Raw genomic sequence first — 8847 nt, 5'->3', positions numbered from 1 at the left:
TTGATGATTTCGCTGATTACACTGATTTTATTCTTTGGATTTCTTTTAAGATTAAGGGAGATAGGAGCGGATTATTCGCTTTTATCTCCCTTAATTATTTATATAAAGCGAATTTTGCCTTTTGATTTATTTTTTATGATCAGATAATAAATAATAAAATATCTTATTATATCTCCCAATCTTTTAAAATCAAAAAAATAAAATCAGTGTAATCAGCGAAATCATCAAAATCCTGAGTCAGACAACATCCGCGGCAATCGCCAAAGGCGACCATCTCCGCTCTGATCCTCAATATAATACGCATTCTCTTTACTTATTTATTATTTTAACCGCATTTAACAGGGGTTTCACCTAAAAAGCATGGTCAATTCATAAAATCCTGCTTACCTTTGCTGCCTAAATTTTAATTGCATTTCATGGATAGAAATTCGGTCATTGGGTTTTTACTGTTGGGCGTTTTGCTGGTAGGATATATCTTCTTCAACCAGAAACAACAGGCAGGAGCCGCAAGGGAAAAAGCCAGGCAAGATTCCATCGCAGAGCTTAACAAGCCTAAAACACCTTTAGCTGATACTGTAAGCCTTGCAGCAGCTGCTGCAGGAGGCCAGCTGGATTCAGCCCACCAGGCGCTGTTAAACGGTGAATTCGGCGCATTTGCCGTTGCCGCTACCGGCAATGTGCAAAATACAGTACTGGAAAACGATGTGGTAAAGATCACTTTTTCCAATAAAGGAGGCCAACCGGCAAGTGTACAACTGAAACAATACAAAACTTACGATGGTGGTCCGCTGATGCTGGTGGAAGGTTCCTTCAACCGTCTTTCGGTAGAAGTGCCTGCCAACACAACAAAAATGCTGAACAGCGCTGATCTGTTCTTCACTGCCGGACAGCCACAGGAAGGCCCGGGAGGCGTAAAAACCATCGCTTACCGTCTTAATACCAGCAATCCTGCTGCTTACCTTGAATTTATTTACTCCCTGAAACCAGGCAGCTATGTGGTAGATTATACCATCCATGCGGTTGGTTTGCAAAACCTCCTGCCAGGTAACCAGAATTACCTGAGCCTCCAGTGGAATACCCAGGAAGATAAACAGGAGCATGATATGGAGAACGAGCGCCTGAACAACCAGGTGCATTATATGCTGGAGAATGACAAGCATGACTACTTTACCCTGAACCGTACCAGCCATGAAAAACTGGATAACAAACTGAAATGGGTAAGCGTAAAACAGCAGTTCTTCAACACCACGCTGATTGCTAAGAAAGAACTTTTCAATAATGTGGATGTAAACACGAAAGTTCCGGTAAGCCCTAATATCGTAGGACAAACCTTCAGTACCATACAGATCCCATATAACCGCGCCAATGATTTCTCCTTCCCTGTAGAAATCTACTATGGTCCCAACCACTATAAAACACTGAAATCTTTTGATATTGGTCTGCAGAAGATCATCCCGCTGGGCACCGGTATCTTTGCTTTCGTGAAGTATGTAAACATCTTTATTATCATCCCGGTGTTTAACTTCCTGAGCGGATTTATCGGCAACTACGGTATCATCATCATCATGCTCACCATCTTCATCCGCCTGCTGATAGCTCCTTTCACTTACCAGAGCTATGTTTCCCAGGCGAAGATGAAAGTGCTGAAGCCAGAAATTGATGAACTGAAAGCAAAATACGGCGACGATCAGCAGGCATTCGGCGTGGAACAGATGAAACTCTTTAAGAGCGCCGGTGTAAACCCCCTGGGCGGATGTTTACCTGCATTGCTGCAGCTGCCTATCCTGGTGGCGATGTACAGCTTCTTCCCGTCGTCTATTGAGCTGCGCCAGGAAAGTTTCCTGTGGGCAAAAGACCTGTCTACTTACGACTCTATCCTGAATTTCGGCTTCAACATACCATTCTATGGCAACCACGTGAGCCTGTTCACCATCCTCATGACCATCACCAGTTTGATCCTGGCCTTCTACAACCGTGGAATGACCGATCAGAGCAACCCGGTGATGAAGTATATGCCTTATGTAATGCCGGTAATGCTGCTGGGCATCTTTAACCGCCTCGCTGCGGCGCTTACCTTCTACTACTTCCTGTCTAACGTGATCAGTATCCTGTTACAGTTTGTGATCCAGAAGTTTATCATTAACCATGATAAAATTCACGCACAGATCCAGGAAAATAAGAAGAAGCCAAAAACCAAATCCAAATGGCAGGAAAAACTGGAAGAAGTCCAGAAACGCCAGCAGGAAATGCAACAGAAGAAAAAGTAGGATTAATACAATCTGAACATTTCAATCATAATTTTTCGCAGAAGGCTTCCCCTTAAGGAAGCCTTCTCTATTTTTGGACGGATATGATAAAGAGATGGATTTTATTGATGTGCGCTGCCGGCTCAATCCTGGCTGCACAGGCACAGGACACTATTCCTGACGCCGCAAGGATACAGGGAATAGTGAACTACCTGGCCGCTGATAAGCTGAAAGGCAGGGGCACCGCGGAAAAAGGAGGACAAACCGCCAGCCGCTATGTAGCCAAACAATTTAAAAAACTGGGCCTGCAACCGGTGAATGGCAAGAGTTTCTTCCAGGATTTTACATTCGACAGGAAAGCGCATAAAAACATTCCCAGCCGCAATGTGATCGGGTACCTGGATAACGGGGCCGCACGTACGATTATCATTGGCGCACATTATGATCACCTGGGAACGGCCGCATTATTTGACGGTAAATACCCTGTTGGCGAAATCCATAATGGTGCAGATGATAACGCTTCCGGCGTAGCCGGCCTGCTGGAACTGGCCAGGCATTATGTGAAGAACCAGGGCAAAGAGCCGTTTAACTTTCTCTTTATTGCTTTCGGCGGGGAAGAACTGGGATTGCAGGGATCAAAATATTACACCGCGCATCCGCTGATGCCGCTGGATAATATGCATTTCATGCTTAACATGGATATGATAGGGCGTTATAACCCTGAAAGAGGAATCGGTATTGGTGGTTATGGCAGTGCGGAAGAATGGCCTGCCGTGTTTAAGGAAGTGCAGCAACCCGGTATTAAGTTCTTTACAGATGCGGCCGGGAAAGGCGCTTCCGATCATCACAATTTCTATGTAAATGGAGTGCCGGTGATGTTTTTTCATACCGGTGGCCATGATGATTACCACAAGCCTACTGATGATGCGCCTAAGCTCCAGGCAAAAGCCGAAGCGGACATCCTGCAACTGGAAATCCAGCTGATTAACCGCGCCATGGCTTACCCGGTGTTGCATTATGTAGGGGAGAAGAGCTAGGAAACAAGTTCCACTTCGTATACGGGACTGAAAAGGAATATTTTTTTTGACGCTATCTCTTCACAGCGGTAGCGTTTTCTTATTTTCTCTCCCCTGCGGAATACGCGCCCGTCTTTGGTTTTAAACAGCCCGTGTAACGGCACCTGCTCTACGAAGAAATGATTTTCCTTTTGCCGGTCGTAGTTTTTTAGTACCCGCATCAGGTTTTCATCGGCGCAGGAGCTGGCGGCGGGGTTGGCCATGCTCTGGCGCACGGCGGCTTCCACATCGGGCGGCAGCAGGTTCTTACCTACAAAATCCCGCAGGATAAAAGAGAATTCCTGTTTCCATTCTTTGCCATGCGAGGCTACCCTGTTGGCATATTTATTAAAAGTGGTGAGATGTGCAATTTCATGCAGCAGGGTAAGGAGAAAGGCGTATTTATTCAGGGAGCCATTCACGCTGATGCGATGCCCTTTACCCTGGCCATCGGGATGCCGGTAGTCGCCAAGTATACTGGACCGTTCGCGTGTAACAGTCAGGTGTACCTTATAGGTAGTGAGAAAATCCATTACCTGTCCGAAAGTTCCTTCAGGTAAGTAGGCCGCTAATGCATTTAAAGGCGCCTCTTTTTTCAAATAGATTACTTTTTTAGCCTCGTCAGCCGGAAAAGGCTGATTGTTTCAAATACAGTATACACCAGGTACAGGAACAACAGCATGAAAATAGTCAGCTTGCTTACGTTGGGCTTGTAAATAAGTACATAAACAGCAATGCCTATAACGCAAAGAAAAAGTTTGCTGAGAGTGGCGCCATAAACGGCCCTGATAAAGGCGTTGTGGTTGGAAGAAGCAAGTCCCCGGCGGCTCATCAGATAAGACACCAGGGAAATAACAGCCATGATCAGGTTACCGGCCATCAGCACATTCACATGCGTACCAAGGTCCAGCAACCTGGGTTTGAATATGATAATAAGTCCGTTTAAAATTCCAAAAACTGCGAATAACCGTATAAAAAATCTATCACTCATTCCGTCGGGTGTCTTTTATAATTTGCCACAAAAGTATGGCTAATGCAACTAAAGAAAAAATGATCAGGAAAACCGGGAACCGCCAGCCTATCCAGTGGTCCAGTTTATATCCTGCAAATACACCCAAACCCAGCGTGGTCATCATCTGGAAGGCCAGGCCGGCGTAACGTAACAGCGGATTCCGGTTATTCTGCTTCCTGGAGGACGGTTTTTCCATGTTTCTGGTTGTCAGCCGGCTGCTGATCGTCCATGTAGCAACGGCCATTGAACTTAGCAGTAGGCTCCATTTCGAAATGAGCGGTGTATACATCGCCCTTTACCAAAGCATTCCCTTTCAGGAACAGTAATTCATCTACCTTGATAATACCTGTTACCTTACCCAGTATATCAGCGCTCTGGCATACCAGGTCGCCGGTGATTTCCCCTTCAGGACCTACCACTATTTTGGCTTTTGTAGATACCAGCCCGTTTACCTGGCCGTCGATCCTGATGTCGCCTTCACATACAATATCACCCTGGATAGAGGTACCATTGCCTATAATATTGACAGTTGATGTAGGCAGCATGGCCTTGTTGTCGCCTTTCGATTTCTGATTGTTATTAAACATAGGGAGTCAGGTTTTTCAAGTTTAGTGTGTAATTTAAATAAATATATATAAATTTTTTGTATTTATATATTAATAGGTACTGTTATCTACAGCAGGCACTTTTAACATAGTGGTATCCACTTTGCCGTTGAAGTCGCCGTTTATCACCTGTTTGATATTGTTCAGGTACTGGTCGCGGGCATTGATAGCGGTTTCCAGCGAATCAGCCCTCATTTTGAGATGGATAAATTCTTTCCGTTGCTTCAGGTCTCCATAGCCGGGTATATAATACCGTAAAGGCGTAAACACTACGGTAGCCACAGTAATGGCCACCAATAATACAAAAAGGGTACTGAAAGCAATGTACACGCTCATCCGGGAAAGTTTGAACGAGGTCACTTCTTCATAGGTATCATCATTCATAATTACCAGGCGGTATTTATGACTCAGTTTCTCCAGGTTTCGTCTGTTGTTTTTATTACCCTTCTTGGCCATGTTTTGTGGTACTTCTTAAAGAACACTGTTTCTTTTAAGGAGCGCTAAAGTTAATCATTATTGTAAAATAGGAAACAGTGTTTTATGGATTACCGGCTGAAAGAAGGATTTTTATCTGAAAACCAGCGGGTTAAAATATACCCGCTATTGGAAAAAAGTCGGTAGCACTTCTCCTGCACTCATATTCAATCAACTATTTTATCCTATCTTTAAAATATTTTTCCAAACTGTAAGTTATATATATTTAGCCTATACACCCTGGCATCCATGAATTGCATCAAACTGCTACTAAAATATCTGGGAATAATAATATTGTCATTTTGCCTGGTTTTGCCGGCTGCCCGGGCACAAAATAAGCCTCAAAATCAGCCTCAGCAGACGAACTCCCAGGGCCAGGCCCCCAATAAACAGCAACAGCAGCAAAGGCCTGTTGCCAAGCCCCTTTTTAAACCACGCGAACAACGGGTACAGGATCGCCGTCCCCCTTCCGAAGTAATGCTGGAAAAAAAGAAGTGGACCTGGAAAAGACAATTCTTCCAGAACATGGCCACCCGGTTCAATTATTACTTTCATGCAAGAGTGAAGCTCGACAGGGTAGTGAAAACCGCTAACCGTGACGGACAGGACAATTATAACATCCTCCTGCCATTTTATCCGTTCAGCCTACAGAGCCAGGGTTTCAGCAAAGGAGAACTGGATTCTGTTATCGATAAAACAAACATGGCCATCCAGCTCCACGATCCCCGCGGTAAATGGATAGACGACTGCTTCCTGCTCATGGGACGCGCCTATTTCTACGAGGGAGACCTGGAAAATGCCAATAAAACCTTCCAGTATATCAACATTGCCTTCGCCCCGAAAACGAAGTCGGAATACAAAACAGTGGTGGGGGCGCATGAAAATGACCAGATCTCCATCGCCACCAAGGAAAAAAGAAAAGGCTTTTTTGGCCGCCTCAAACATACCAAAGCACGTAACGACGCCTTCCTCTGGAGAGCCCGTACCCTGCTGGAACAAAAGGAATATGATGAAGTACAGGCGCTGTTGAATATCCTCAATACCGATCCGAATTTCCCCCACCGCCTCGATGGCGACCTGGCGGAAGTACGCGCCTACAGCCACTACATCCAGAAAAGATATCCCGAAACAATAGAACCGCTGAAAGTTGCCATCGATAAAAGCCACGATAAAGTAGCCAAAGCCAGGATGTCGTACATTCTGGGGCAGCTCTACCTGCAGCAGCAACACCCGGATTCCGCGCTGGACCAGTTCCGCCATGTGATCAGCATGAAGCCCGATCCTATGATGGATTTCCAGGCCCGGTTACAGATTGCCAGAACCAATGCGCAAACTACCGGTAATGTGGCCGCCAGCATCGCGGGGCTGCGCCGAATGCTCCGGAAGCAGCGGTTCGAGCGCTTCCGCGACGGGATCTACTATACCATGGGCGTGCTTGAATATCCCGATCACCCGGAGGCCTCCCTCAACTATATGAAGCAATCGCTGAAAATACCCAGCGATAACCTCATGCAACGCGCCATTACTTATAAAGGCATGGCCGATATTTACTACGACCTGCGTAATTATACCGAAGCAAAAAAATATTATGACAGCACCGCCGGCGTGATGACAAAAGATTTTGTGGATGCGGCTACCGTGGAAACCCGCAAAAATGTGCTTGGTGAAGTGGTGACCCGGCTGGAAACGATCCACCGGGAAGACAGCCTGCAGCGACTGGCCGCTATGTCGCCATCGGACCGGAACATAGTGTTGTCGAAAATGGTAGCCCTGATGGAGAGCGAAGCTGCTGAAAAGAAAAAGAAGGACAAACTGGCCGCAGCCAATCCCCAGGAAAACCCTGCCGCTTTCAGCATGAGTGGGGGAGGCACCGCCTATTCGCCAAAAGAGGAAGCAGGCGACTGGTATTTCTACAATGCAGCCAGTAAATCGGCCGGTTATTCAGAATTCAAGCGCAGATGGGGTAGTCGTCAGCCGGTAGATAACTGGCGCCGCAGCCAGAATGGCGTGGTAAACGCCACTAACAGTGGAGGTCCCATAGAAATAACAGAGGAAACAAAATCCGTAGCCCTGGGAGAAGTGCCACAAGACAGTGTCAGCACGGAATCGCTGGCGGCAGGCCTGCCACTTACCCCTGAAAAACTGGCTGCGTCACGGAAAGCAGTGCAGGACGCCTGGTTCGACCTGGGTAAACTGTATTATGATAAGCTGGAAAATTATTCCCTGGGAATAGAAACCTACGACTCCCTGCTGATCCTTTTCCCGGATCATCCGCGTAAACCGGAAGTATTATATTCCCTGTATGTATGGCATGGAAAACAAAACCATACCGCCCAGGCCAATCACTATAAAGCAATGGTGCTGAACCAATACGGCAATACCAACTTTGCAGACATCATCCGTTCCGGCGGACTGAGAGATATTGATGCGCAGAAAAAGAAAGAGATCAGCGCAGCCTATGACGCCGCTTATGAAGCCTTCCGCCATGGCAACTATGCGGAATCCATGGCCATGAAAAAGCAGGCCGACAGCACCTTTGGCATCAATTACCTGCAATCTAAATTTGACCTGCTGGAAGCCATGCTGATCGTAAAAACCGATACCCTGTTCGCAGCAGACAGCCTGCGGGCTAAAGATACCCTGCAGCTGTCGCGTAAGGCGGTGCAGGCCGTATTAACCAAATACGCGGCAGACGAGGCGGTGCGCAACCAGGCCCAGGCCCTTATGGATGCCCTGAACCACCGCGCTGAACTGACCGATTATCTCGCCAAACTGGAGGTAAGGAAAAAAGACGCCAACGGCGTATTGCTGGATGAAGATATTACTATGCGCTACCCCTGGCAAAATCCGCAGCCGGTGCTGGCCGACAGGATTAACACGGCTAAAGCGCCGGTGGATTCCGCTAAAATAGCCGCCGGGGTAACAGGCACCCTGCCGGCTCCAATGGCTACCGTGGCCCCGCCAAAACCGGTAACTCCCTATAAATTAACAGCTGATAACCCGTTTTTCGTGGTGCTCTCCTTTCAGCGTGTGTCAAAGGAACTGATGGATGAAGGCCTGAACCAGTTCACCCGGTATAATGCCGCCAAACATGCAGCTGACAAAATCGAAGTGGGCAGTTTTGTGCTTACTCCCAATGATGTGATGCTGATATTCCGGCTTTTCCCAAATGAAGATAAGGCCCTTGCCTATTTTGATGAGATCCGTGATGAAGCCGCTTCGAATATCATCCCCCGGATCAGGCCCACAGAATACAATTTCTTTGTGATTTCCAGGGATAATTTCATCTTATTAAACAGCACCAAAGACCTTTCTGGTTACCGTAAGTTTTTTACAGATAATTATGTGACCCAGTAAGTATTTTTGGAATTTTAAATAGCTTTGTCGGTCAGACTGTCACAAAACAGGCTTGTTTATTGCGTATTGACTTTATTGAAAAATCATAGCCAACAGAT

The 8847-nt window shown here is 46.6% G+C and carries 8 protein-coding genes; 3 read left to right on the top strand and 5 right to left on the bottom strand.

The features are described 5' to 3' along the window. The first annotated feature begins 416 nt into the window (after positions 1-416). Complete coding sequence (gene yidC, locus VIM72_RS31980; protein ID WP_332006854.1) at positions 417-2267, top strand: membrane protein insertase YidC; 1851 nt, start codon at positions 417-419, stop codon at positions 2265-2267. Positions 2268-2350: 83 nt separating this feature from the next. Beyond that, entirely contained in the window at positions 2351-3283 is a 933-nt protein-coding gene (locus VIM72_RS31975; protein ID WP_332006853.1) for a M20/M25/M40 family metallo-hydrolase, read from the top strand. On the opposite strand, the gene VIM72_RS31970 is transcribed toward VIM72_RS31975, so the two are convergent. From VIM72_RS31970 to VIM72_RS31950, 5 genes are all read right to left on the bottom strand, one after another. Beyond that, a complete protein-coding gene (locus VIM72_RS31970; RefSeq protein ID WP_332006852.1) occupies positions 3280-3900 on the bottom strand; it encodes a SprT-like domain-containing protein in 621 nt (206 codons plus the stop codon). The genes VIM72_RS31975 and VIM72_RS31970 overlap by 4 nt on opposite strands. 5 nt (positions 3901-3905) lie before the next feature. Beyond that, entirely contained in the window at positions 3906-4292 is a 387-nt protein-coding gene (locus tag VIM72_RS31965) for a hypothetical protein (RefSeq protein ID WP_332006851.1), read from the bottom strand. After that, positions 4285-4509, bottom strand: a complete 225-nt coding sequence (locus VIM72_RS31960) for an AtpZ/AtpI family protein (protein ID WP_142683453.1) — start codon at positions 4507-4509, stop codon at positions 4285-4287. Before VIM72_RS31960 ends, VIM72_RS31965 begins: the two co-directional genes overlap by 8 nt. Continuing rightward, positions 4478-4900 (bottom strand): polymer-forming cytoskeletal protein, encoded by a 423-nt coding sequence (locus tag VIM72_RS31955; RefSeq protein WP_332006850.1) that lies wholly within the window; start codon positions 4898-4900, stop codon positions 4478-4480. Before VIM72_RS31955 ends, VIM72_RS31960 begins: the two co-directional genes overlap by 32 nt. A gap of 69 nt (positions 4901-4969) precedes the next feature. Then, positions 4970-5374: a hypothetical protein gene (locus VIM72_RS31950; RefSeq protein ID WP_332006849.1), complete on the bottom strand. Its 405-nt coding sequence runs from the start codon at positions 5372-5374 to the stop codon at positions 4970-4972. Between the two features lie 330 nt (positions 5375-5704). On the opposite strand from VIM72_RS31950, the gene VIM72_RS31945 reads away from it, so the two are divergent. Continuing rightward, positions 5705-8749, top strand: a complete 3045-nt coding sequence (locus VIM72_RS31945; protein ID WP_332006848.1) for a hypothetical protein — start codon at positions 5705-5707, stop codon at positions 8747-8749. The last annotated feature ends 98 nt before the right edge of the window (positions 8750-8847 follow it).

Origin of the sequence: Chitinophaga sp. (genome assembly GCF_036569185.1) — a bacterium.
In the GTDB taxonomy this organism is placed as follows: Bacteria; Bacteroidota; Bacteroidia; order Chitinophagales; family Chitinophagaceae; genus Chitinophaga.
This window is presented reverse-complemented; position numbering and strand designations above follow the sequence as displayed.

What these genes read in the sequence shown, in the direction of transcription:
- VIM72_RS31950 (WP_332006849.1), bottom strand. Translation starts at nt 5,374, where the DNA reads ATGGCCAAGAAGGGTAATAAAAACAACAGACGAAACCTGGAGAAACTG.
- VIM72_RS31955 (WP_332006850.1), bottom strand. Translation starts at nt 4,900, where the DNA reads ATGTTTAATAACAATCAGAAATCGAAAGGCGACAACAAGGCCATGCTG.
- yidC (WP_332006854.1), top strand. Translation starts at nt 417, where the DNA reads ATGGATAGAAATTCGGTCATTGGGTTTTTACTGTTGGGCGTTTTGCTG.
- VIM72_RS31960 (WP_142683453.1), bottom strand. Translation starts at nt 4,509, where the DNA reads ATGGAAAAACCGTCCTCCAGGAAGCAGAATAACCGGAATCCGCTGTTA.
- VIM72_RS31965 (WP_332006851.1), bottom strand. Translation starts at nt 4,292, where the DNA reads ATGAGTGATAGATTTTTTATACGGTTATTCGCAGTTTTTGGAATTTTA.
- VIM72_RS31975 (WP_332006853.1), top strand. Translation starts at nt 2,351, where the DNA reads ATGATAAAGAGATGGATTTTATTGATGTGCGCTGCCGGCTCAATCCTG.